This window comes from Teredinibacter sp. KSP-S5-2, from assembly GCF_032773895.1.
Taxonomy (GTDB): domain Bacteria; phylum Pseudomonadota; class Gammaproteobacteria; order Pseudomonadales; family Cellvibrionaceae.
This window is the reverse complement of record NZ_CP120416.1, coordinates 3,754,228-3,779,725: the sequence shown is the minus strand read 5'-3', so window position 1 is coordinate 3,779,725 and position 25,498 is coordinate 3,754,228. Positions and strand designations below refer to the sequence as shown.

Below are 25,498 nucleotides of genomic sequence, written 5' to 3'. Positions count from 1 at the left end.
ACCCTATTGAAATACATATTTCACTCCCAGGTAAGCTTCTCTTCCGCGTAACGGGCCATATATATGTGCAACGTCGAAGCCGCCATCTTCATAAAACAGTGGTGTTTCCATATCGTTTACTTGTGTGTAATCGAGTAAGTTTGAAACCCCAAAATATATTTGCAGTTGTGAAGTGAATTCTTTTGCAACCTTTAAGTCCAGTATCCAATAGGACGGTGCTGTATTCGATTTTGCGTACCTCCCCTGAGCATCGAATGTTGGGTTTTGTGGTACACCGTATTCTGCTAGATCGCGGCTAGCGACCCAAGTGGCCGAGCCATAAAAATCCCAACCCCGATAATCCCAGTCGCCACTGATCACAGCTCTTTGTTCAATTGGTACGACACCAAAAGCTTGTTTGAACTCATCGTTATAGTGAAAACTTTCCAGGGTTACGCCCGCGGAGAGGTTGTCTTTTATTTGATAGGTCATTGCGATATCGGTAGCAAACACACTGGCGGTTTCTTCATGTTGTTCCATAACCACCAAGCCATCTTCTGTTTGCTCCAGCGTGGCCATATTGTCTAACGCGGTATAGGCCAATGACCAGGTAAGAGAAAGTCGATTACCTTCGTAAGACAAGGCGTAGGTTGCCGAGTCAGACTTTTCCAATTCATCAATAGCAATTTCAAATCCCAGCTCGCTGTCCAGAATTCCGTGGTCACTTTCAAAAAACGACAGCGGAGCGCGATAACCTTTACCCATTGCCAGACGTGAAGTGAGCGTATCTGTGTGACTGTATCGGGCATCAAGTCGTGGCGATACCATAGTTTCATCAATTTCCGTTCCGTCTTTATTGGGATCAACAAAATCTGCCATAACCTGATCAATGCGCACTGCGAGGGCAATTTCCAAATTCTCGGTTGCGGTCCAGGTATCTTGTAAATACACACCATGGGTATCGTAGTCAAAACTGTCGGAAACGTAAGTTTCACTGGTACTGTTGGTTTCCGAACGCATTTCCTCTATGCGGGCATCTGCACCAAACGTAAATAAATGGTCCTCATTTAAGGCGTAATTAACACGCAAATCGTAATATTGCATTTCGTCATCTGCGTGATAGATAAAACCTTCGTAAAATGAATCTTGTTGGTGATCATTCAGACTTGTGGTCAATGTGAAGTTTAAATTGGGGGAGATCTCACTAAGCCAGGTTAAATAAAATTCCTGTCGATCGCTGGTAATCCATTCAGTGGTTTCCCATTCTTTGCCGATATAACGGTTTCTGACATCGTCATTTTCAAAAAGGGAGTCGGATTCATAATTGGGGTCGGCAAAGTACTCTGCTTTTACCCTGTTGATATTTGAGTTCATGGGGCCACCAAAAACTTCAGACTCGGTGTAGTTATAACGGGTGGAGATATTGTTGCTGCGGCCAATGTCTTGAGATAGTTTTATGGTGATGGATTGGTTCTCCAGTAACGGGTTTTCGCCAACGCCGTTGTTGTCTCCATCATAGGCATCGCGATGATCATATTGTGCGATTGCTGTGATTCTGGTGGTATCGTTGTTAGCGATGCCTGTCGCCACCAGGCTACCTTTTTTGTAGTTGTTTTCTCCCGCTGCAACATCCAGCTCAATTTCATTACTACTGGCTTCTTTGGTTACGATATTCACCGTTCCGCCCACTGCTTCCGGGGCAATAAGTGATGCTCCGGCACCGCGAGCGATTTCCACTGCCTGAATTCCCGCTGCCGTGGCGGCATCGAGCCCGTAAAAACCAGAGAGCATGGTATGGGTTGGAATTCCGTCAATAAGAACATTGGTGTGCTCGCCTCGCATGCCGTTGACCATGACCCGTTTCACACCGCACATGGAGCACTCATTGTTCACTCGCACGCCAGGTGCATCTTCAATGGCCTCGGTGATACTGGATGCTTGCTTCTGTTCGATGGTGAGCGTCGAAATGACCTCTGTTTTTTGAATGCTGTCTTTCAGCATTCCTGCCTGGTAAAGGCGTTGTTTTACGCCGATTACCAGGGTTTCTTCGATAATTTCTTCTGTTTGCGCGGGCAGAGTGTGAGTAAGTATTGCAACAGTAAGGGTTGATAAGGCAAATCGGTTGGCAAATGTGGCCATGGGTTTATGTGTTCCCCCTTTTTTGGATATAAATAATAATGCGAATGATTCGTAACAATGTTTAAGATTATACCCATGAACGGTAAGGGCAATATGACCGGTATCAATAAGCTCGTCGGTTTGAAAAGTACAGTGATCAATAATTGTTCTAGGCTTAGGTAAGGTGTCTCTATTAACGGAGCAGGTTTTTCTATGTCCTTTCTCTTTGGAAGTATTCGTAATCAAATCTTGCTGGTGATTTTGGGAGCGGTGTTTGTTTTAGGTGGCTCTTTTGTGGTGTCCATGGGGGTTTTGTCTTCCGCGATCCATGAAATGGAGATGGAAAGCACGCTCCAGCAGAAATATGTGAGCTCGACACTTCAGGCAAATGTTGAATTTAAACGTCAGGTTCAGGAGTGGAAAAATGTGTTGTTGCGCGGTCATGACTCAGCCAAGCGCGAGAAATACTGGAGCAAGTTCGTATCTCAACACGAAAAAGTGCAAAAGCTGCTTGTGGAGTTGGGGGCCGACCTGAAGTCAATGCCCCAGTATCAGACGCGTATCGCCAGTTTGGCAAAGGAACACAATGCGTTGTTTGCCAAGTACCAGAATGGCAAATCTGCTTTCGATAGCTCCGGTTATGATCATCTGTCCGGCGATAAAGCTGTATCCGGCATTGATCGCAAAGTGTCGACAGACCTTGAAGTGCTTGCGGACGAAATGTCTGAACTGGCTAAGTCTGATTTTCAGGCTTTGGCGGACTCAACGGATACGACAATCACTTCGGCTTATACCTCCGGTTTTTTTATCTGCCTGATTATTGCCTTGGGGTCCTACTTTATGCTCAACCTGCGCATTATCCACCCTTTGCAAGGGGTGATGGGTAAGGTACAGCAGCTTGCGAATGGCGATTGTCGAGGCAAGCTGGATATTCACCGGGAGGATGAAATAGGCGTGCTTGCTAACAATGTCGAATCATTACGCGCTTTTATTGCCGGATTGGTGAATGATTTGCAAAGCTCAGTACATGCGTTAGTCGATGCGGCCAACACGATTCAGGAACGTTCTCATGCGATTCATCATGGCGCGGAAAGGCAGAGAGAAAGGGCTGACCAAATGGCGACGGCGATTCAGCAATTGTCATACAGCGCAGATGAGGTTTCTAAAAATGCGTCCATGACGGCGGAACATACCGATTCTACCAACGACATCGCACAAGCCAGTTCTGTCGCAATGCAAAAAGCCCGTAGTTCAATCAGCACTTTGGTCGATGAAATTGGTAATGCCTCGTCAGTTATTCAGCAGTTGGCAGATGAAACCAGTAATGTCGGTGCAGTACTGGATGTGATTAAAGGGATTGCTGAACAAACAAACTTACTTGCACTCAACGCGGCAATCGAAGCTGCAAGAGCGGGAGAACAGGGGCGCGGCTTTGCGGTCGTGGCGGACGAGGTGCGTAACCTGGCCCAAAAAACCCAGCACTCCACAGAAGAAATTCACAATATTTTACAGAGTGTTCAAGTTGGTGCTCAGAATGCGGTGCACGCAATGGAAACAGGACAAAGCCGTACCCAGGATGGAATGCATCAAGTGGAAGATGCCGGAGGTCATATCGATCAGATGGTCGCGGCAATCGGACGTATTGCCGATATGAATACTCAGGTTGCAGCAGCGGCTGAAGAGCAGGGCAGTGTCACCAATGATATTGCGAAAAATGTAGTGGAGATTTCTGAAGTGGCCCATGAGTCGGCAAAAATGATGGGCGATGCAGTAAGAACAACGGAAGATTTAAAAGCACTGGCCGGAGAGTTTGAGCACAAGTTGGCAAGGTTTCAGGTTTAGTATCGGTTATATGAAAAGCCCGCCAAAACTTATGGCGGGCTAGCTGTATTTTTTACTTACAGTGAAAGGTGTTTTTGTAAGAATTTTTCAACGTGTTGATAGAATTTAATCCGAGACTCTTCCGTTGAAAAACCATGCCCTTCACTTTTTACAAAAAATGTTTCATGAGGGTGATTGCGTTCTTTTAGGGTCTTTACCATGTTATGGTAATGCTCTTCGTCTGCGCGCCAGTCTTTACCACCATGAGCCAGTAAGACGGGAATTTGTAGCTTGTCGACCTGGTAAATTGGAGAGTTCTTTCGCATAACCTCTTCGTCTTTTCCGATTTCTGTCTCAAGGTAGTTACGTCCTGAACGTTTTTCATGAATATCTGCTGTTTTCCACATTAACGATTGGTCGTACACCCCTACTGCTCCAATTGCGCATTTAAACAATCCTTGCTCTATAGTGGGTGCCATTAACGCTGAATAGCCACCAAAAGAATAGCCCATAATACAGATATTATTTTTGTCCGCATGACCGTTTTTTATTGCCCATTTAGTTCCATCGATAATATCGTACTGCACATCGCTTCCCCAATTTAGCTCTGATCGGGTTGCAAAGTCATAACCGTAACCGCTAGAACCGCGATAGTTTATTTGTAGTACTGCATATCCTCGCGAGGCAAGAAACTGTACATCATCACTGTATTCCCAAAAGTCTCGAGCATGCGGTCCTCCATGAGGCAGAACGACCATTGCGGGTGGTGTTTTTTGTTCTGTCTTCGGTAAGGTTAAGTAACCTCGAATTTTTAACCCGTCTCTTGCTTCAAAAATAATGGGTTTTGTAGGAGATAGTTGCTCATCCGTTAACCATTTTTTTGCGTTTAATAAATATCTAATTTGTTTGGTTTTAGTATTAAATAAATGAAATTGACCGGGGGCTGTGTCACCTGTGACATGCACAATTATTAACGAGTTATCGTTAGAAGCACTGGTGAAGCTTACTCGCTTACCTCCAAAAATCGGATATATGGCCGGATACCATGAGGTTAAGGGATGTTTTGGATTAATTAATGCAATATCAGGATAATCAGGTTCGAAGCTGATTGCTAATACTTCATTATTTTTTGGGTTAACGTCATATGAATGTGGATCTACAACGGGATGATTAAATACTATTTTTTTTTCCTGCGTCTCTACATTGTATTTATATATTTTGCTCGTTCCCGTTTTATGGAACTCTTTGATCAGTATTTCTGAGCCGTCTCCTATGGAAAACAGGGGTTTGTACTCGTTATCGGAGGGGTAGTCTGATATTTTTTCCCATTTCCCTTTATTAAATTTATGGGTGACATATCTATTATTGTCTTCTAAATCTATTCCGACTGAATATGTAATCTCCCCTTCTGGTGATGTAAGAAAAAATGCTTCTTTAGACGGCGATATTGCAATTTTTCGCGCTTTTGCAGTATTTGTTCGTATTTTGTATACATCTATATTACGGTTCTTCTCTGTAAATCCTGTCCATGGACGAACCTGAATAAGAATATGTTTTGGATCTTCTGGTAATGTATGCAAAACTTCAGCATAACCACGAATTTTATTTGGAAACGTGTCTACACCATTATTAACTGTACTTTGCAACTGAACAAGCATCTTCATGTTCTTTCCATTTGCATCGACTGCAACAAGCTCGCCGTTTGGATACAAAATATTTTCACCCGGGTAATATTCGCCAATCTGAAAGGTGTAACGGTCATCCGATATCCAAACAGGGTTCATAGGTTCTGTTGTGGCATAGGGGGGAATATGGCTGACTAAAGACATATCTTCCGTTTTGAGAATAGCGATCATATGACGATCGTCTTTTGATTTCATTTCCACCGCAAGGTATTCACCTGTCGGGGAAATAACGACATCAAGATACTGTTCAGATTTAGCAAAGTGCTCAATGGGAATCTTTGCCAGGGCTATATTGGTGAAAAGCAATATGAAAAAGGTGAAAAAGAGAGACTTCATTTCAGCTCCTTGGTTTTTATGTTTTTATCCACTTACTATCGTTGTTTGATTATTAGACGCTGGTATTGAGTAATATCAAAACTTGATGTGTTTAAAGTCTAACAACCGGTATCAAATCGGTTAAACGCGCATTTTGTATAAAATAACGGCGCACTAAGCGCCGTATTTGAGTTACTGCTGAAGCTCTTTATCCGTGAACATATCTGCAAACAGAATGCTGGACAGGTATCGTTCGCCGGAATCGGGAAGTATTGCGACAATGGTTTTACCTGCGTTTTCTGGTTTTTCTGCCTGGCGTAAGGCTGCAGTTAAAGCCGCGCCGCTGGAAATACCGGCCAATATGCCTTCTTCTTTCATTAAGCGATGTGCATTTTTAATGGCGTCTTCATTGCTGACCAGCTCCACTTCGTCAATTAATGACAGGTCTAAATTGCCAGGTACAAAGCCTGCACCTATGCCTTGAATTTTGTGCGGCGCGGGTGTGACCTCTTGACCAGCACGTGTTTGGCTGATGACCGGTGAATCTTCTGGCTCAACTGCTACAGTGGTGATTGCTTTGCCTTCGGTTTGTTTTATGTAACGGCTGATGCCGGTGATGGTGCCACCTGTACCGACGCCTGAAATAAGAATATCAATTTCGCCGTCCGTGTCCTGCCAGATTTCGGGGCCGGTGGTTTGTTCGTGAATTTCAGGGTTGGCGGGGTTATCAAACTGGCTGGGCATAAAAGTATTGTCTGGATCCTGGGCACAAATTTCCTGAGCCTTTTCGATCGCGCCTTTCATCCCTTTTTCCCCGGGAGTAAGTTCCAGCTCAGCACCAAGAGCTTTGATCAGCTTTCTTCTTTCCAGGCTCATGGTGTTCGGCATGGTCAAAACCAGTTTGTAGCCTCGTGCGGCACAGACGTAGGCAAGGGCAATACCTGTGTTACCCGAGGTCGGTTCGACCACAGTCATACCGGGCTTCAGTACGCCGCGTTTTTCAGCATCCCATACCATGTTGGAGCCAATTCGACACTTCACTGAAGTGGCGGGATTACGGGATTCGATTTTTACCAAAATGTTTTTATCTGTTATTCGACTTATTTTTACCAGAGGGGTATGGCCTATGGTGTGTGAGTTGTCAGCGTAGATTTTGCTCATAAGAATCCTTATCCAAGTGTTGTGCGTGGGCCAATTGAAAAGCAAAGCTTAGGCAGAAGCAAGCTTATGTTGGAGGCGAAAAATATAAAGGGAATATTTTATATATTAGAAAAATCTAAATTAGAGTTGTGGCCGGTTTTAGTTAGTGGTATTGTATCGGTTCGTGTCGCCTAAAATAAGGGGGGATTCCCTTGAGTACTTGTGAAGAGTTTGATGTTCTGCAATTGCGTGCTCACGCAAATAATGCGAGTCGCCTGTTAAAGGCGTTAGCAAATGAAAATAGGCTTTTGATTCTGTGCATACTGAGTCAAGGGGAGCTTTCAGTATCACAACTTAATGAGCAATTGGATTTAAGTCAGTCCGCATTGTCACAACACCTCGCAGTGTTGAGGAAAGATGGTTTGGTGAACACCCGTCGGGACTCCCAGACAATCTATTACTCCATTGTGGAAGGTCCTGCGGCCAGAGTGATTGAAACCCTACATGGTATCTACTGTTCAGTGTCTACTGAGCTGGTGGATGGGGGAGAAGTCCAGGCTTAATACTGCATCCGTTATAAATCCCCCTCTGGAAATCACCAAAGGGGGAATCGTCCATTCTATTTTTCTAATGCCAGCTCTCTTTCTGTTTTCAAGCCAAACACTTTTCTCATAATCATTGTTGCCGGGCAGAAGCGGGTAAATGATTGTTGAAACAGGTTCGCACCGATGAATACGGTGAACCAAACAAAATAGGGGTGAACAAAATAGGTGAGGGCGACTGAAATCAGTACCATCATTCCGGCAAACGCAGTTAATGCTCTTTCTAGTGACATGGTTTGTACCTCCAAAAATTCTTTTGTGGATGATTAATAGGAATACCTGATTCGCATCCACAGGTTGTCGTTTTCGTCTAATTGCCCCCAAAAGGTGTAATCCTTCTCACCAAAAAATACGTTGGAGCCAGCGGCAATTTTCCAGTTATCGTTAATTCTGTACTCGGCTTTCAGGCGCAGGTGCCCATCTTCTTCATCGGGAGAGTAAAAGATGAAAAGGGAGGACGTCAGGTTTTGCCGCATGGCCAAATGGGTTAAGCGTAGCGTTAGCATTTCATAATATTCACTACGTTCTTGTACGGGGGCGTAGGAATGTTGCTGTTGCTGCTGGTAGTCCTGGGTTTTTTCCAGATAGAACTGAGCGGCGGCGGTCAGATTCTTCACAATTTCCATTTCGTAACCAGTAAGAAGCCGGATCTCGTCGTTGGGCACTCGCGGATTATCACCATTCTCGTCCTCAACACTCTGGTAATACCCGGTTTCGATATTCCATAACCCTTTGCCAAGTGGCATGCGTAAACTGGCTCCCAAGGCGTTCATGCGAGAATGCATGGGGGTGTTTGCTTCGCTTACTGAGTCGGGTGTTTTGTAGAACCCTCGATAGCCATATATCGCCCATTCTTTGGAACCCTTAATGCCAAAGATACGTGTGGACACTTCATAATCATTGTCGGTGGACGTATCTGAACTAAAAGGGGATTCTGGTTGCGCAATACTCTGGGTTTGGGGGGAATATGAGCTAAACCTTTCGCCAGAGAGGAAGTTGTCTTTATCGAACTCAGGGGTGACGATCCAGTCCCAGTTAAAGCCGGGGGAATAAAAGGATACCTTGGCCGCGTCGGAAGGCGCTTTCAGGTATTCATCATCCCGTCCATTAAAAAAGGATTGCCAGTCTTTGGGAAACAAGTCGTTAATAAAAATAAGATCCCCGGTTCCCCATGTCAGAATCTGTCTGCCTAATTTGGTGTCGATGGAGTCCGTTAGCGAAAACTGCAAGTTAAACTCGCGGAGTTTTATTTCGGTTTTATCGGTTACCCCATCGTAGGTGATATCAGAGTATACGGTGGTTTTAAAACCGTTGAAGTTATCGGCTCTTTCCAGGCGCCAGCGGATTTCCTCCAGTGGCCGATCGCTGTGGTTGACGGAATCATTTATCCAGCCGCTATACCCGGCTTCAACGAAGCCGGTAAATAGCGGTGTGGAACTGCTCTCGTTCCAGGATTCCTCTCCCCATTTCTCGTTACCCCAGTCGCTGCCGCCTTCTGAGTCTGACCACTGGTCATCCTCGGCCTGAGTGGCCAGGGAGAAGAGTAATAGGGGAAGTATGAATAACTGTTTTTTGTTCATATCGTAGGATTACTCAAGCCATTTCTGGGGCGGATTACGTAAAGACCGTTCGGAGAAAATGCTTTCTTCAATGCCCAGATCGTAGTCCATAAAACGGAACTGCATTAGCGTGTAGCCACCGGATTTGTGATCAGTAATTTTCGACTGAGTCACGGTTGGATAGCCTTTCACCGTTTCTACGGTATCGACTTCAACGCTGCGTATTGGCTTTTTGTTTTCATCGAAATAATCGATCTTCATCGGTAAAAAGGTACTTTTGTCGATCGCGGTTTCGTAATAACTAAACTCCACCGAATTTTTATCTTTTGGTGTATGTTTTAAGTAGTAATGAGAGTCATCCTGACGAACCAGTTCATGGTTGTCTTGGATGGGCGCGCGCCCTGATACATCTTCATAGAAGTAGTGGGAGCCAACAAAGCTGGTGCGTTTGTCTCCGGCGGAAATACGTTTCACTAAATCCAGGCCGGGAAGGTACAGCCAACGGTTGTCATCATCCGCCGGGTTCTTTTTCACTAAAAATACCGTGCCTCTAACGTCTGCCGGGCGGGAAAAGACAACCAGAAAATCCTGCTTGCCGGCGTCCTCGATATCTTTACGCAGAATGGTGAATTGTCGTAATTGGCTTCTTCCCTGTGAGTCGACAATTTTCATCCGTGCCTGGCTTCGTCCATCTGCGCCGGCATAGTATGAAGCCAGGTTGGCTTTTTCCACGATTTGATCTGCTGTGAGTTCTGCCGCAGTGGTTTTATTGGAGAGCAGAAACACGAGGAATAGTGCTACCCCAACAAAGGCAAATGCGGCGATATTGCATGATGCTTTTTTACAAGAAAACATAAGGCCTCCTAAATTAATTGGCTGTCTTCACGACAAAGCGTTTTATCTGATTTAACACGGCCGGTAGTACCATCAGGGTAACCAAACCGGATGCCGCCATAATGGACGCCAGGAATACGCCAACCGTGATGTAAGGGACAAGAGGCGCAAACAGTAACGGGGTAAAGCCCAATGCAATCACCAGTGCGTTACGGCTAATGGCGTTAGCGGGTTCGTCGAACATAATCGCCATGGCTTCATGGAAGTTGCCGGTTTGTTTGAAGGTTTCCCGTGCGCGTTCCAAAAAGTGGATTGCGAAGTCAACGGACAGGCCGAGTGTTAATGCTGACAGTACCGCGATAGGCATATCGTAATCTTTTCCAATCCAGCCAATTAACCCATAAATAAAGGTAATGGTGAGTGTGAGTGGCAGCATGGCAAGTGTGCCGAACAATACGGAGCGGAAAAGCACCACCATCATAATAAACACGACGACGAAAGCGCTGATCAGGCTTTCCAGCATGCCGGTTACCATCGCTTCCTGCCAGACGACATTAATGAAGGTTTTGCCTGCCCAACGGTATTCCATGCCTTCTGGCAGTGGATGACTGGCAACATAGTCTTTAACCGAATCGATCACACGATTCATATCCTGATTATCACCGCTGGTAAGCTGTAACCAGATCAGCGCACGACTGTAATCCGGGTTCACCATATGCCATAAATCTTGAGGCCGGTGAGAAGACTGAAATTGGAGTAGTGCTTGGGCAACACCCGCTTGAGTCGGTGGAATTTTGTAATCACCGTCCTCGCCTGAATAGAGTTCACGGTTAACGGTTTTGACCAAATCTGTTATGGCATTGGATTTACCGACTAAACCGGTGGAGTCCATATGCTTCTGTAGCTGTTCCATATACGCAAGAACATCTGGACGGGTGAAGTATTTAGCCTCGGTCGCGTAGGTTTCCAATTGGCTAATAAGTTCTTCAACAGCCGTTAATGCGTTGCCATCCAGGTCGAAGGATAAGTCATCCAGGCGGCTTATCAATTCATTGGTGTCGATAGCGTTATTCAGAAACTGCTTGGCAACGGTTTCAATTTGCTTGTTATCCACCTGACTCAGCAGCACATTCACTTTGGCTTGCTGTTGTTGGATAAGCATGTCTTTTCCGGTAAAGCTCAAAGTTAAAAATGCATCGTAAGTACCAGCGAAATGATGATTCAACACTTCATCGGCAATACGAATTCTGTGGTCGGCTTTAAACCAGCGAACAGGGTTATCATTAATCTGAATTTTTTGGATGCCCACCACACTTACGCCGAACAGTGCGATGAATACAATGAGAATCAGTTTGGAGTAGTTCACGGTTGCCACGCCCATATATTTCAATACTCGGGCCAGAAAACTGTCGCCATCATGGGCGTGCAGGGCGGCTTGCATATCCGCCAGTTTCTTCTCTGACATGCGGCTGATATAGGCGGGCATAAAGAGCACGGTAAAAATAAACGCGAGCAGAATACCAAAGGCAACAAAGAAGCCAAAAATTTGAACCGGTGGAATTGGGGTTATCAGGAGAGATAAGAAACCCACCGCAGACGTAATTGATGTGAACAGCATCGGTTTAAATAGATGCTGAAGCACTTCTCTGGCGACATCTCTCGGGGTTCTGCCTGGCTTATAGCGGTCGGCGAACTCGGACATGATATGGACCGAATCCACAACGGCAATGGGCATGAGGAAGATGGCGATCATGGAACTCATGATGTGTACCGTATAACCACACGCAATTAGCAGCCCCATAGTAGATAACACGGTTGCCATGGCCACGATCATGGGCGCGATAACCAAATTAAAGGAGCGGAAGAACAGCAACATAATGATGAAGATCATGACCGCAGCTAATGGAGCGGAGATCCCCATTTGGACAAACATTTCAAAACCAAAGGTGTCTTCCGCAACCGGCAAGCCTGTAATGTGGTATTCGTCATCACTATTGAGTTGATCGATATAGGCCAGGATTTCTTTTGAAATGCGGTGGCTCTCATCCTTGCTTTTAATTGGGACGTAGATCGCCGCGGATTTACCATCACCGGACACCAGAGTTTCCAGCGCAAGAGGCAGGCGGTTAACCTTTTTCTGTATTGCCTGGGCAGTCTGTTCATTTTCCGGTGCTTGGGGCATTAACCACTCAAACCGGATGGTGCCTGGGCCGGCTTGTTCTATATTGTCAGAAGTGCTGAGTGACATCAGATCCTGTTCGATTACACCGTCTATAGTCAGTATGTGTTGAGTTAGACTATGCAATGCAGAGAGGGATTCTGCGTTGAAGATTCCATTTGGATGGTAAGTATTTACTGCGCCTACAACAATGGAGTCGTAAAGCGAGAACTCCTGTTTGACCTGATTGTGAAACACCCTGTCAGGTTGATCTACTGGCAGCATGTTCTCCGGGTCGGTATCAATCTGTATTAACGGAATGAATGCGGTTAAGACTAGCGTAAGCACACCCATAGCCCAATACACAGCCTTTGGGTGATTGAGAGCGGTGTTAATCGTCCAGTTTTTCATTGAGATCATCAAACCTTTAGCGAAATTGGTGTATATTAGGTTGTCCTAATGTTTGTCGAAAGGTTATATTAGTATATTCTAAATTACAAGCTTTTTGTGTTATTGTTGCTTGTTAAGTCCATTTGTAAATCGTTAGTAGGAGTTATTATGTCGAAAACCGCTATGCAGCTCGTCCAAGAAGCAAAACAGTGTATCGATGAAGTTGAAGCCGAAACCCTAAAACAGAAACTGGGTGACGCCCCCATAATCATAGACGTTCGGGAGCCCGCTGAGTATAACGCAGGGCACATTTTTGGTGCGATAAATATTCCAAGAGGGTTGTTAGAGTTTGAAGTTGAAGGCCACCCTGCGGTTGAACAAAAAATCGCCCCTTCATTGCAATTAAAAGAAGCTGAAATCTATCTCTACTGTCGAACGGGTGGTCGCTCGGCCTTGGCTGCAAAATCATTGCAGGATATGGGCTTTCAACAGCTTAAGTCCCTGGCGGGTGGTTATCTCGCATGGGAAGCTGCGGAGTATCCCATTCAGTCTGTCTAGTTTGACTCAAGTATCACGTGATCAATGGCGCAAAAAATTAAATCGTAATGTTTGGGGTTATGTATTTTTTGGCGTCATTATCACGTACTTTTGTCGCAAAAAATTTTTGAAATTCCGGGAATAAGCCGAACTTGGAAATAAATTTGCCTAGTCATTTTTTTAGCGTTAAAAATAACTTCCTGACAGAAGTACATTATAAAAAAATACAGGCAAGGGTTATGAATACTCGTCTCTTCATTGTTGTAAGCGTTACGTTTTTTCTCGTCAGTTGCGGTGGAGGTTCGAGCTCTAACGGACAAGCTAGTTCTGTTCCTGTTTCCAACACATTTCAGTGTCTCCACTCTCCCATTGCTAAAGGAGAACGCTTATTGGGTATGGATTACCTGAATGAGAATGAGCAAGGTAGCTTCGAAGAGAACGTACAACGTTTTAAGCAAATAGGCGGTGACTTCACTCAGCTACACATAACCTGGAGTCAAATTGAAAGTGCGCCCAACCAGTTTGTTGACCCGGATAATATTCTCGCCAGTATTAAACACCATTTGGAAACCGACCAGTTAAAATTAGTTCTTGTGGTCCGCCCTATCGATGTCACCGGTAAGACTGTGCCTGATGATCTAACCTCTACCCGTTTTAACGCGCCAGTTATGGCAGAACGTTTCACCACATTGCTGGACTATGTTTTGTCTCAGGTTGGTGCCGAAAATATATTGAGTCTGCACGTCGGTAATGAAATTGATGGCTACGATACACGAGATGAACATCAGGATTTTTGGTCCGATTACGGTGCTTTCTTGTTTGCGATTAAGTTGCACATGCAAAATCAGTATCCCGAGATCAAATTGGGCTTTACCGCAACTTGGGGAGGCATTGTCAACCAAGACAAATCGGTCGAAGATATATTTACAGCCTTATTGTCAGCGGTTGATATTCTTGGCGTGACGTATTATCCCATCGATGAAAACTTCATGGTCAGAGATGCCGCCAGTGTTCATTCCGATATTGACGCGTTAGTACAAACTTATCCCGATAAACCTATTTTTCTAACAGAAGTGGGAATGCCCTCGAGTGGTGAAAATCAAAGTAGCGAACGAGCGCAGGCGCGCTTTTTCTGCGAAGTGTTCAAAATGTGGGATGACAATCAGAATCGGATTCCGGTCATGGATATTACTCGAATGAATGACTTATCCCTTGAGGGGGCGGAAGCCGCGGCGGGACCGTATGGTCTTACTTCTGTAGCTGCGATTGAGTATTTGAGAACACTTGGCTTTAGGACATTCTCAGGTAAAGGGCAAGCCAAGGAGGTTTGGGCTGTCATTACCGAGGAAACTAACGAGCGAGGTTGGTAAATAGTGCAGCAGCGTGACACTGCAGCACTACCGTTTACTTAGTTTGCTTGCTCCAGGCTTAAGGTAACTTTTTCCCCTTCCTTCAGGTCTTCTATTCGATCAGTTTCTTTACTGCTTGTATCGAATCTGTAACCCACCAGATTTTTACTTTGCTTCTCGATGATGTAAATGATGTTCTTCTGAGAATCGATTCCTGCAAATTCTCCCGATACACTTTTTGTTTCGCTGCTGCTTTGTTTTTGTTTGGTGTGCAGTTGCAGCGTAATATCTTCGCCTTTTTCAAATCCGCCTTGTTTTTGAAATGCATTGAATGCGTCGGAAGATAATTTGTACTGAATCAGGTCTCCTGTTTTTTTCTCAATAATAAAAACGGTTTCTGATTCCGGGTTTATGGCAGAGAACTTTCCTTCAACGTATTTGGTTTTTGCTAATGAGAGTGATGAAGCAAAAAGTAGTGAAATAATTAATAGACTGGATAAGTTTTTCATTTTTTATCTCCGGGATGCAAAGTTTAAAATGTAGTGGAGTGCAGGCGAGGCAATGTTAGAAATCAACTATTTCATTTGTGTTAATTTTGGGGTTATTGGATAGTGTGATTTTCTGTTTTTGACGTGTTTTTTAGTTGGTTTTTTTGTGATGTTTAATTGGAAGACTTAGGGTTTTTTTGTGCGTCAATTCTTGCTTTGTTTATGGCGTTTTTTGTTTTGTTGGTGACTGTGTGACGAGAATGCTTTTTTTGATTTTTGCACCTAATGTTTAAGTGAGGTTGCATCTTATGGGGGTCGCTTGCTATATGGCCTCTAATTTTGTGTTGTGTATGTAATATTGTGTGCATAAAAGCGTCATGATTACTTTATGCCAAGTGTGTGTATTTGGGCGTTTTAGGGAGGTTTGAGAGTGGTCGGATTAAATGTGCGGTAGTGCAAATTGTGGAATAAATACATTGTTTTTTTAAAACCTTAATAAAAGCAAAACGCGACAGCAATACTCTCCTTATATCTTTTAGTAAAAACCAATAATCTATCTGGAGTAGATAATGCGAACACTGTTGTACGTCGCTTTTGCGTCACTGTTATTCAACGCTTCTCTGGCTTTTGCCGGTAAAGCCCATTCTGACCATGACAACGATAGGCATCATAAGCATGGTAAGTATCACAAAGGAAAAAAAACCACAGTTGAACTGGGCCCGCGTCCTTTTTTTCTCGTTGACGATATGGAAGAAGGCGAGTTGAAGGATCGCCTTAAATCCTGTGAGAAGGGGCCTTTTTATAAAACGGATTTTTCCATTGGTCACCGCGGTGCGGCTATGCAGTTTCCTGAGCATACAGAAGAGTCCTACCGCGCTGCTGCTCGTATGGGAGCAGGAATCGTAGAGTGTGATGTCACCTTTACCAAAGACCGTCAGTTGGTTTGCCGGCATTCTCAATGTGATTTGCATACCACAACCAATATTCTGGCAACGGATTTGGCAAATAAATGCTCTGTACCTTTTTCGCCTGCAAACCCGGAAGCGGGAACCAAGGCTCAGGCCAGATGCTGTACCAGCGATATCACTCTGGAAGAATTTAAATCTCTTTGCGGCAAAATGGATGCGGCCAATGCCAACGCCACCACAGTCGAGCAATATATGAATGCCACTGCCAGCTGGCGTACAGACTTGTATGCAAGTTGTGGCACATTGCTTTCACATAAGGAAAGTATCCAGCTTTTCAAAGAGTTGGGCGTGAAATACACGCCAGAGCTTAAATCTCCTAGTGTTGAAATGCCGTTTCAAGGAGATTACACGCAGGAAGCCTATGCACAGCAGATGATTAATGAGTACAAGGAAGCAGGTGTTTCGCCACGTAAGGTCTGGGCGCAATCGTTTAATCTGGATGACGTGAAATACTGGATTGAAAACGAACCTCGATTTGGTCGTCAGGCGGTGTATCTGGATGGTCGATACGATAATGCAAACTTTGATCATACCAACCCGGAAACTTGGGAACCGAATATGGAAGAGCTGGTAGCGCAAGGTGTGGAAATTATCGCTCCGCCGATGTGGATGCTGCTGGATGTGAATGCGGATGGCGACATCGTACCTTCAACCTATGCTTACCAAGCTAAAGCTGCGGGCTTGGAGATTATTACCTGGACTTTCGAGCGCTCAGGTTTGCTTAAAGACGGTGGTGGCTGGTATCACCAAACCACAACGGAAGTGATTGATAACGATGGTGATAAATACCGGACGCTCGACGTGTTGGCGAAAGAGGTAGGTATTAAAGGTATTTTCAGTGACTGGCCAGCATCGGTAACCTACTACGCGAATTGTATGGGTTTATAGTCTTCCTCCCTTCTTTATCGTTGCTGGCTGTGCATGGCAGTCAGCAACATTTCAGGCGATAAATATTTCTCATCTTGCCGATTGGCGGCTTCCTTCACAGTGTTTTCACGCACCTGTCAGCAGAATATCTGCTATATACACTGAGAATAATAATTCCCTCTAATGCTTCTATCGCGAAGGAGAGCTGTCTATGCAGAAATTCACACTCACTATAAACAATAACAAGGTGGAGGTGTCTGCAGAGCCTGATACACCGCTGCTATGGGTACTGCGGGATTTTGCCGGATTAAAAGGCACAAAATATGGCTGCGGTGTTGGTTTGTGTGGTGCGTGTACTGTGCATATCGATGGCAACCCGATTCGTTCCTGTTCTTATCCTGTTGTTGCTGTTGGAAACCAAAAGATTACCACCATCGAAGCCACAGATAACGAAGTCACACAGGCATTAAAACATGCCTGGATTGAGCATAATGTCCCCCAATGCGGTTATTGCCAGCCAGGGCAGATTATGTCTGCCACAGCCTTGCTCGAAAGTAACCACTCACCTTCAGAAAAAGAAATCGAAGATTATATGTCAGGCAATATCTGTCGCTGCGGCACCTACCCGCGAATCAAAGCGGCCATTCAAAACGTATCGACAGACCTGTTTAAAGAAGCTTAAGGGGGAGTGTAATGATTTCACGAAGAGAATTATTTAAGCGCTCCTCTGTGGGAGCAGGCTTACTGTGTTTGGGGGTAGTACCTGGTGTTGGTGTGGTGAACCTTCATGCAGCCGAAAAAGAAAATCTACAGTTACATACTCTCATTGCGATCGGAGAGGATAGTCGAATCCACTTTAGTTCGATCAAGCACGAAATGGGGCAAGGGATCAGTACTGGCTTGTCAACCGTGATCGCCGATGAGATTGGTACTCAGCTAAATAATGTGGAACTGCATTACATGGAATATTTTGTCGGTCGGTTGCCGGCAGATCGGCGTTGGAGTTGGGTTACCGGCGGGAGCTTCTCTATACGTTCCATGTGGCCGGAAGTGCGCAATGCCGCCGCCGCAGTGAGAGAAATGCTGCTTACGGCTGCCGCAAAAGTCTTTGCTGTACAAGTGTTGGACTGTGCCATTGAAGGGGATACGATTCTAAATCGCGTCAACGCAAAGACCATGACATTGGCGCAAGCGGCAAAATTGGCGGTAAATGCCAAGGTGCCGGAAAAACCACAACTTAAAGCCAACTCTCAATTTAAATTAATCGGCAAGTCTGATGCGGATAATGACTTTGAAGGAATTGTGGAGGGGAAACAAGTTTACGGCATAGATTTCGCGTCGGATGGAATGCTGTATGCCAATGTTTCGCGATCTCCCACTCTTGGTGGCAAGCTTAAGAGTTTTGATGACTCCCTCGCAAAAAAAATTCCCGGTGTTGTCAAAGTGTTTGCGGTGAAAGGCAAAAAGTTATCCGATAGAACCACATTGCAAGACGGTGTTATTGTTTTAGCTGAAAATACCTGGGCTGCAATTCAAGGTAAAAAGGCGCTAAAGCTTGAATGGCAAAAAGGCGAGTATGGTGACTACCATCAAAACAAACTTTTTGACTATTTAGATCAGGCGCTGCTGGGAGAAAAACAAGCGGTTATTGAAAACGGAAAAACCAATGCGTTAACTGACGCACCGGTAAAAATCAAAGCCTTATATCAGATCCCTTATCAGTCGCATGTGCCAATGGAGCCACTATGTGCCAACGTTAAAATAGAAAATAATCGTTGTGACGTGTGGGCAGCTAATCAAGATGGTTATCAAATAACACTGGATATAGCCGAGGCAACGGGAATTCCTGAAAAAAATATTGTGATTCATAATATGCGTTCAGGTGGTGCTTTCGGTCGCCGTTTTATCGGCGATTACTTTGCAGAAGCCGCGCTTGCAGCCAAAGAAGCTAACGGTTTACCTGTGCAACTGTTGTTCACTCGTGAAGATGATATTCAAAATGATGCGTTTCATCCTGCATATGCCGCAGTCGAAGAGGCCGGGATTGAAAACGGTCAATGCATCGCATGGCGTTCCGTTAAAACATCCGGAGATACGGTTGCTCGCGATTGGAATATCTACCAGGTTCCTAATTTATTTTCCTACGGCGTGAAAAATAAGCAACCCTTGGCAACCGGCCCTTGGCGATCTGTTGAAGCTCATCTTTGGGCGTTTAGTCAGGAAAGTTTTATTGATGAAGTCGCGAATGCTTCAGGAAAAGACCCAGCAGAATTTCGTTTGGCTCTGTTGAAACAAGATGAAGTCACCGATATTAAGCACTGGTCCGGTGATAAAACAGATAGTCGTCGTTATCGCAACGTATTTAAATTAGCAATGGAAAAAGCTAACTGGGGCAAAGCCAAGCAGGGTATTTATCAAGGTATTGCCGGTTACCCATTTATGCACGGTAATAGCTATTGCGCGATGGTGGTGGAGGTCTCCAAAACAGGTTCTGGAATTAAACTGGAGCGCGTAGTGGTTGCCGCGGACTGTGGCTTAATTGTTAACCCGGAAAAAGTTGCCGGCCAAATCGAAGGTGGTGTGATATGGGGGCTTTCTGCTGCCTTATATGGAGCAATTGAAGTCGAAGAGGGTGCTGTTAAACAAAGCAACTTCCACGATTACCCCGTTGCACGTATGAATCAAGTTCCGCCTATTGAAGTACATTTTATTCAAGAGCGGGATACTCCAGACGGCGTTGGCGAGCTGGCAGTGCCTCCTGTTGCACCGGCATTAATGAATGCGGTTTATGCGGCGACGAAACAACGTGTACGATCTTTCCCGCTATCAAAAACTGGATTGGTTTAAAAGTTAAAGTAGAGATTGTAAACCCTATATACCTTGGTAGGTATATGGGGTTTTTGTTCGTCATTATCGATGATGAAATGTGTTATCTAAAGTTTTTCAATCTAACCAGAGTAAGTGGACATAAAATATATCAGTGCGCCAAGGATAATTACTCCGCCAATTGTGAGTGCCACTGGATTAAACACAAGCCCTCGGCAGGTATTACTTACTCCATGTAGTATTGCTAGACAACCCGTGGCGCCTGCTAGCAGGCTATTTGCTCTGTGTTCTTTTACTTTCTCTTCTACTTCCGCGGTTTTCTTCTCTTCTGCTTCCCTCTCTCGGTATTTTCTATTTTTCGCCTTCACTTCCTCCTGGCTATATACCTCGCGATTAACCTTTGAGTATGCGCGCTCACAACCAGGACATTGCCATAGCGGATTTGTGTCGGAATCCTTTCGTTGGTAACCGCAAGCTTGGCAGGTTGTCTCGTCCTTTTTCTTTGGCGGATTTTTGGGCTTATGTTTTGTTTTCTTTTTAAGCAATAGTTTCATTTTTACAACGAGTTCAGGCAGGTTGTGTGCCGAGATGGTGAGAGCATTTTGTAAGTGTCCACTTCATGTATTCCTTAAGCTCTGCTCGTTATTTTTTGCCGAATAGCTTTCGCCCGGATTTACTGTAATAGGGCATCATAAAAATCCGCAGTTAACTCAATTGAAGATGTGTACTCTATTTTCTGGTTTGGGAGATCGTAGACTTCCATTATTGGGTTATGTGGATAATTTTCATTGTTAATGTATGCCAGTAATTTAGGGTAGACTTTGAAAATGCCGAGAATTATCGATGCCTTACCTTTGTATGGGAATTCAGCTACCACACTGTTTGAACCGGGATGCTCCTGGACACCATATTTTCCGGTAATGTGCTCTAACTCTTCCTTGCTTCTACCTTCAACTATACAGCCAACAATACTTCTCAATTTATCCCGGTTAACTTCCTTAGGGTTGTCGTAGTAGAGGCCAAACCCTTTTGTCGTATCAATCGAATGGTTGTTTTTTAAGTCGTAATAGATTTTATCCATTACAGGGCCAACATTTTTATATTCACCAATATGCTTTTTGTAAACAATTAGCAGTGGTCCCGTATTTTTCTCCGAGATTCTTACCGATGAAAATAACCCATGCCGAGAAAGATAGGCGATAAGTGATAGAATTAAAAGAATGATAATTATGCTAATGGTTTTCATTTGTGCCACCCGTATTACGTTTGATGTACGTATCACTATTTAGTTGTGCAGGTAGTAAGTGGTTTCTTTAGTGTTTTATTTGACTAATGTTTGATATGCCGAGTTAGCAACCTCTAGCATGTTTTTCTTGGGGGCCTTCTCACACATCTCTCTATGTGCTCGTTTGAATTGGGAGAAAGTTCGGAAGTCCATATTGGCAGACCCATTCTTTCCAGATACATGCCCGTATATGAAAAACATATGATCCCGGGCGCGATTGGATTGATTTTCAGCAATCATGCTGTCAATTGCCGCAAAAAACAATCTGCATGAGGTTTTCGATAGGTCGATAGCGTTAGTGTTTTGTGTTGAAATCAAAAGCAGCAATGTGATGATAAGGTTCTTCATATGTGTGGTCTTACATTTGAATTGTGTTTAATTTTTAATTGTGGTTTTGGTGATGAAAATATTTTTTAGTCTTTTTGCATAAATTACTATCATGATTGCTGGCGTTGAAGTTAGAGCTATGTTGACTAACAGGATTAGATTGGATCGATTGTCTTTTTGGTAGTACATATATAATTTATTTCGGTATGTGAAAATAAATATGGCTAGGAATATGTTTGGTGTGATGAATAAAAATATTCCAGAGCGGTGCTCTTTTCTAAGTAAAACTAAAGTATATACGTAAAGTATGGATGCGGTAAGGAATGGTAGAGAGCTAAGCGAGGTCTTGTTGAAAAATTTTAGTAAGCCAAAAGGAATTATTGCCAAGTAAAAAACAATTAGTGTGTCGAATACCACTATCCATGCTCCCGAAGTATTACACTCCTGTTTGCCTGTTTGCCTGTTTGCCTGTTTGCCTGTTTGCCTGTTTGCCTGTTTGCCTGTTTGCCTGTTTGCCTGTTTGCCTGTTTGCCTGTTTGCCTGTTTGCCTGTTTGCCTGTTTGCCTGTTTGCCTGTTTGCCTGTTTGCCTGTTTAGTGAAGGAATTGGGGATGGTCTTGTGCCAAAGAATAATCCGCTTAAATACGAAATTGTAGAGGCTAGTATAAGCGATATGATTATAGTGATTGTTGCATTAATTTGAAATCCGTTGAGGTAGAGTGGCAGGGCAATTATTGATATAGGAAAAGATGTGCACAATAGTCCATAGATTGGTTTGTTTTTCCTGAAAAGCACGCCTCCAATAAAGAATTGTGTAAGCAGAGATACTAATATAAGAGTAGTGGGTAGGTATATTAGAGAAATCTTTCCATATTTTTTGTATAAACTGATTTCGGTAGGTTTGGTAATATTCATTATAAAATCTGATGAAAGCATCATAACTAAAGCGCTGAACCAGCATACTGCTATGCAGCATAGAAGCGTCTCTAACCTTTTTACATTTTCTCTTTTCATGCTTGATTTTATCCCTAGAATTTTTTCTGCAACAAACCTAAATACATTATTTTTCAAATAATGAGGATATAGTATACGTGATGTGATTTAATTTTTGTGCAGTTCCTTACGGCCATTCATTGATTGAATAGACTAGTGCAGAAAATCGATACATATCTCTGTCAATATAAACTGATCGATGTATAAAATATTTGGTTTATGAGGAATCCAATGAATTGGCTCTCATCGCGCACTGCTTGATCGATAATACGCTGTATATGTTAAAACGAGATAGAGGGAAAATGTACAGAAACCGGTGAATTAGGTGTTGTAGGGCATACCCCTATTGTTGTGCTTTGAGTCCGTTTGCTAGGTGATTATAACTTTTCTTCTTTTATTGTTCATATTGGTGGCCGATATCCATTTTTAATAGGTGGTGTGTGGATTGATTTAATTTTTCTAAGTAAAATTTGGTATGGCATGTTTTAATTCCGGTTGTTAGAGTTAGTGAGCTACTGTGAATACGAAAATATTAGGCTGTGCCATCTTTAGTTGAAAAAACTTAAATGCTTATATTTTTGTTGGGTGGTAGAAATAATTGATTAAGTTTGGAGGGGTAATGAATCGGTTGTTAATGATTCTTATTTTTATTTTTGGTTTTCTTAATGTAAGTGGATGTGCGACACATAGTCAAACGCCTTATGGAAGTTCATCTTTTTCAGAAGATAAGGCATATTTCATGCTGTTTAATGATTCCAGTTTGAAGTTGGATGAAGCTCGTAATTGTAAGCCGGTGTGCTCCGCTTGGTATTCCATGGGCGGGCGGAAAGATGTTGGTATTTACGAGGTTGAGATAGGTTCTGAGGTGAATATTAATTGGTTAGCTGATCAGAGACATATATATATTCCTCCGGAAGAGAAAATAATAAAAATCAATGCGCCTGGGATGTATTTTTATAGCACTATAGTTAATGGCGAGTCTGGGTTGGCCTATTCCTATGTTCCATCAAACGAAATGCTTGTTCGGGCCATCCTTAAGTATGGTAATGATCTTCGGTCTCTGAATGCCATAAACTTTGACTGGCCGGATGATGATATGGTTAATTCTCAAAGAGAAAGCATGGAGATAGAGTACCGTGCTTCAAAATCAAATCGGGAGATACTACAGAAGTTAACACCATTTAACCTGCGTGTTGCAGATCTTCAGCCTCCGGAAAAATTTGATCGTAGCTGTCGAGCATTGAAAGTTACGATCCCCGGGTATTTACCTATTCAGGAATATATTCGTCTTGGCTTTAATAAGGAATTAAAGTATGCGGGGGTTTATGGTTCAGATGTGGAACTCACTGGAAAAGTGAATTATGCAAGATTTTCGAGTACAAGTGGATATTGGGAAATAAGTGTCAGCTTATTATCTGATAATGGGGTGGCCTTCAATAAAGCTGTCAAGTATGAATTTAGTACTACTTGGAATGCAAATTCAGCCTGCGGCAGAGTTTCATGGAAATTTAATGATGCGGTTGAATATCTGGTGTCTGAGATTGTTAGGGATGAGTTGTTTGCTAGGTTTTTAAACGATATATCTACCCAGAAGAAGGGATGATGTACCCTGGGGTGAGTCTAATTTCTTCGAAGTTGATCTTATAACATTGGATAAAATCCCCGCGTGTGCGGGGATTGTTGTGTTAAACCGAAGTTTAGAAATAGTAGTTCACATAGAGCTTTAAATTACTATACGCGGTGTCGGCATAGACGCCAATATACCATTCTCCCGGAGGAGGGTTTCCGATGCCGAGGTATTCTGTACTATCAGGTTCGTTAGTAAGGAAGTGATAATTTAGCAGGTCTGGAAGTGATCCATATCGCATAAATAAATCTGCGTTACCTTGCGTTCCTTCAATGTCAACAAAGAATGAGGTTACACCTTCAGGAATGACCACTTTGAAATAGACCCAGTTATCTACATTCGCTGAAGGAATGGTGACTTGAACATGATTGGGTAAAGTGTACGCAGGGTTGGGTTCAATACTGGTGTAGCGTCGAGTAAACACATCCCAATTATTGGTCGAGTCGTATCGTCTCCAGCTAATGGAATATTCTCCGTTAGCGTTTATGCTAACCCAGCTTACTTCTGAAAACTCTCCTGTTGGACTAACAACAAACTCGTTTCCTTTTGGTGTTAGATTTGCGTTAAATTCTCTCGCACGGATTTCTGGGATGTGGCTGGAATCCCAAGAGCGGTTGTCGACTTCCCATGTGGCAGCAAAAACTCCGGAATCTGACATCGAAACACGGACTCCCGGTTGGCCAGAAACCAGAGTTTGGGTTAAACGAAATGGTGAGCCAATACGACTTCCGCTGTTATTGAATAGTTGAGCGTATGACGACCAGCCTTGACCATCCTGACTGTAGCTATCCCAATACACTAGATACTGGTCTTGTCCGTTGTGGGTAATCCCTGTACCGATCTGGGGGCCAGAACGGTATTGATTGACGCGCGTTGCACTACCTAAAGATGCTCCGCTATTGCTATATCGTCTTACCCAGGTATCTGCATCATTGTTAATAATTAGATAATAGCTGACAACAATCACTCCATTATCCAGTACATCTAAACCGGATGCCCCTAGGTTTCCTGAGTTTGAGATGACTTGAACATAAGAACCCAGTTTTTGACCGCTACTATTGAACCGTTGAAAACGGATGCTTCTGTTGCTTGGTGTTCCGTCAGTCCATGTCACTACAAAATTACCCGAATCTTCCATGGCAATGTCGCCGGGGAATTGATCGAGAGACGAATTAGGGTGAACTTTTATTTTATTGAACTTAACTGTACCGTCACGATTAAAGCCTTTGACGTAAACATCTCGCTGGCTACCATCATGTTCGGAATAGATAACTGCAAAGTTTCCAAACAGATCTGCCGAAATGCCTGAGGCATTCATCCCAACATAGAAATCGCTACTAAATTTTGCGTTTCCATCGCCATCGTATAATTGAATGAACGATGCTCCACCCCGATCGTTGTCTTGCCATAAAATGATTTTTTCTCCGTTCCCTGCCTCGGCTACAGCAACAATGTTTTGTGTTCCCGCTGTGTATTGATTGACAAGTGTCGGGGTGCCTATAGGTGCAGCTAAAGCTGAAGCTGGAAGCAGAGCATGTATTAACATGTAGCTTAATCCCAGTCCTAAAAGACGTTTTATGATCTTCATATTTTTCTCCGTAAAATAGAAATACTTCGCCATAAATTTTTGA

At 43.7% G+C, this 25,498-nt stretch carries 20 protein-coding genes; 8 read left to right on the top strand and 12 right to left on the bottom strand.

The window, feature by feature from the left end; all coding sequences use genetic code 11:
- Positions 1–3: 3 nt before the first annotated feature.
- On the bottom strand, positions 4–2,118 hold the full coding sequence (locus P5V12_RS16100) for a TonB-dependent receptor plug domain-containing protein (RefSeq protein WP_316954111.1): 2,115 nt from the start codon (positions 2,116–2,118) through the stop codon (positions 4–6).
- 192 nt (positions 2,119–2,310) lie between these two features.
- Between P5V12_RS16100 and P5V12_RS16095 the strand changes: the two genes are divergently transcribed.
- On the top strand, positions 2,311–3,939 hold the full coding sequence (locus P5V12_RS16095) for a methyl-accepting chemotaxis protein (protein ID WP_316954110.1): 1,629 nt from the start codon (positions 2,311–2,313) through the stop codon (positions 3,937–3,939).
- Between the two features lie 56 nt (positions 3,940–3,995).
- On the opposite strand, the gene P5V12_RS16090 is transcribed toward P5V12_RS16095, so the two are convergent.
- Together P5V12_RS16090 and cysK are read right to left on the bottom strand one after the other, a co-directional pair.
- The gene (locus P5V12_RS16090) at positions 3,996–5,939 is read right to left on the bottom strand and encodes an alpha/beta hydrolase family protein (RefSeq protein WP_316954109.1); all 1,944 of its coding nucleotides are present in this window, start codon (positions 5,937–5,939) and stop codon (positions 3,996–3,998) included.
- Positions 5,940–6,110: 171 nt separating this feature from the next.
- A complete protein-coding gene (gene cysK, locus P5V12_RS16085) occupies positions 6,111–7,079 on the bottom strand; it encodes a cysteine synthase A (RefSeq protein ID WP_316954108.1) in 969 nt (322 codons plus the stop codon).
- Between the two features lie 191 nt (positions 7,080–7,270).
- Between cysK and P5V12_RS16080 the strand changes: the two genes are divergently transcribed.
- Entirely contained in the window at positions 7,271–7,621 is a 351-nt protein-coding gene (locus P5V12_RS16080; protein ID WP_316954107.1) for a metalloregulator ArsR/SmtB family transcription factor, read from the top strand.
- 56 nt (positions 7,622–7,677) lie between these two features.
- Here P5V12_RS16080 and P5V12_RS16075 read toward each other — a convergent pair whose 3' ends face one another.
- From P5V12_RS16075 to P5V12_RS16060, 4 genes are read right to left on the bottom strand one after another with little or no spacing between them, the layout of a single operon-like run.
- Positions 7,678–7,893, bottom strand: coding sequence for a DUF2892 domain-containing protein (locus P5V12_RS16075; protein WP_316954106.1), 216 nt, complete (start codon positions 7,891–7,893; stop codon positions 7,678–7,680).
- Positions 7,894–7,926: 33 nt separating this feature from the next.
- Positions 7,927–9,240, bottom strand: coding sequence for a hypothetical protein (locus P5V12_RS16070; RefSeq protein WP_316954105.1), 1,314 nt, complete (start codon positions 9,238–9,240; stop codon positions 7,927–7,929).
- Positions 9,241–9,249: 9 nt separating this feature from the next.
- Positions 9,250–10,074 carry an outer membrane lipoprotein-sorting protein gene (locus P5V12_RS16065; RefSeq protein ID WP_316954104.1) on the bottom strand — a complete coding sequence of 275 codons (825 nt, stop codon included), beginning with the start codon at positions 10,072–10,074 and terminating at the stop codon, positions 9,250–9,252.
- Positions 10,075–10,087: 13 nt separating this feature from the next.
- Positions 10,088–12,622: an efflux RND transporter permease subunit gene (locus P5V12_RS16060; RefSeq protein WP_316954103.1), complete on the bottom strand. Its 2,535-nt coding sequence runs from the start codon at positions 12,620–12,622 to the stop codon at positions 10,088–10,090.
- A 147-nt stretch (positions 12,623–12,769) separates the two neighbouring features.
- On the opposite strand from P5V12_RS16060, the gene P5V12_RS16055 reads away from it, so the two are divergent.
- Both P5V12_RS16055 and P5V12_RS16050 read left to right on the top strand, forming a co-directional pair.
- Positions 12,770–13,159, top strand: coding sequence for a rhodanese-like domain-containing protein (locus tag P5V12_RS16055; protein ID WP_316954102.1), 390 nt, complete (start codon positions 12,770–12,772; stop codon positions 13,157–13,159).
- 218 nt (positions 13,160–13,377) lie between these two features.
- The gene (locus tag P5V12_RS16050; RefSeq protein WP_316954101.1) at positions 13,378–14,508 is read left to right on the top strand and encodes a hypothetical protein; all 1,131 of its coding nucleotides are present in this window, start codon (positions 13,378–13,380) and stop codon (positions 14,506–14,508) included.
- A 38-nt stretch (positions 14,509–14,546) separates the two neighbouring features.
- Here P5V12_RS16050 and P5V12_RS16045 read toward each other — a convergent pair whose 3' ends face one another.
- Positions 14,547–14,996 carry a hypothetical protein gene (locus P5V12_RS16045; RefSeq protein WP_316954100.1) on the bottom strand — a complete coding sequence of 150 codons (450 nt, stop codon included), beginning with the start codon at positions 14,994–14,996 and terminating at the stop codon, positions 14,547–14,549.
- Positions 14,997–15,544: 548 nt separating this feature from the next.
- On the opposite strand from P5V12_RS16045, the gene P5V12_RS16040 reads away from it, so the two are divergent.
- The 3 genes from P5V12_RS16040 to P5V12_RS16030 all read left to right on the top strand — a co-directional run bounded on the left by P5V12_RS16040 (position 15,545) and on the right by P5V12_RS16030 (position 19,657).
- The gene (locus P5V12_RS16040) at positions 15,545–16,831 is read left to right on the top strand and encodes a glycerophosphodiester phosphodiesterase family protein (RefSeq protein ID WP_316954099.1); all 1,287 of its coding nucleotides are present in this window, start codon (positions 15,545–15,547) and stop codon (positions 16,829–16,831) included.
- Positions 16,832–17,021: 190 nt separating this feature from the next.
- Positions 17,022–17,492 (top strand): (2Fe-2S)-binding protein, encoded by a 471-nt coding sequence (locus P5V12_RS16035; RefSeq protein ID WP_316954098.1) that lies wholly within the window; start codon positions 17,022–17,024, stop codon positions 17,490–17,492.
- A gap of 11 nt (positions 17,493–17,503) precedes the next feature.
- Positions 17,504–19,657, top strand: a complete 2,154-nt coding sequence (locus P5V12_RS16030) for a xanthine dehydrogenase family protein molybdopterin-binding subunit (RefSeq protein WP_316954097.1) — start codon at positions 17,504–17,506, stop codon at positions 19,655–19,657.
- 101 nt (positions 19,658–19,758) lie between these two features.
- Here P5V12_RS16030 and P5V12_RS16025 read toward each other — a convergent pair whose 3' ends face one another.
- The 3 genes from P5V12_RS16025 to P5V12_RS16015 all read right to left on the bottom strand — a co-directional run bounded on the left by P5V12_RS16025 (position 19,759) and on the right by P5V12_RS16015 (position 22,261).
- Positions 19,759–20,190, bottom strand: a complete 432-nt coding sequence (locus P5V12_RS16025; RefSeq protein WP_316954096.1) for a hypothetical protein — start codon at positions 20,188–20,190, stop codon at positions 19,759–19,761.
- Between the two features lie 119 nt (positions 20,191–20,309).
- Positions 20,310–20,882: a GyrI-like domain-containing protein gene (locus P5V12_RS16020; RefSeq protein WP_316954095.1), complete on the bottom strand. Its 573-nt coding sequence runs from the start codon at positions 20,880–20,882 to the stop codon at positions 20,310–20,312.
- 782 nt (positions 20,883–21,664) lie between these two features.
- A complete protein-coding gene (locus tag P5V12_RS16015) occupies positions 21,665–22,261 on the bottom strand; it encodes a hypothetical protein (protein WP_316954094.1) in 597 nt (198 codons plus the stop codon).
- A 598-nt stretch (positions 22,262–22,859) separates the two neighbouring features.
- Between P5V12_RS16015 and P5V12_RS16010 the strand changes: the two genes are divergently transcribed.
- Positions 22,860–23,843, top strand: a complete 984-nt coding sequence (locus P5V12_RS16010) for a hypothetical protein (protein WP_316954093.1) — start codon at positions 22,860–22,862, stop codon at positions 23,841–23,843.
- Between the two features lie 94 nt (positions 23,844–23,937).
- Here the strand turns inward: P5V12_RS16010 and P5V12_RS16005 are convergent, their stop codons facing one another.
- On the bottom strand, positions 23,938–25,455 hold the full coding sequence (locus P5V12_RS16005) for a PPC domain-containing protein (RefSeq protein WP_316954092.1): 1,518 nt from the start codon (positions 25,453–25,455) through the stop codon (positions 23,938–23,940).
- Between the last annotated feature and the right edge of the window lie 43 nt (positions 25,456–25,498).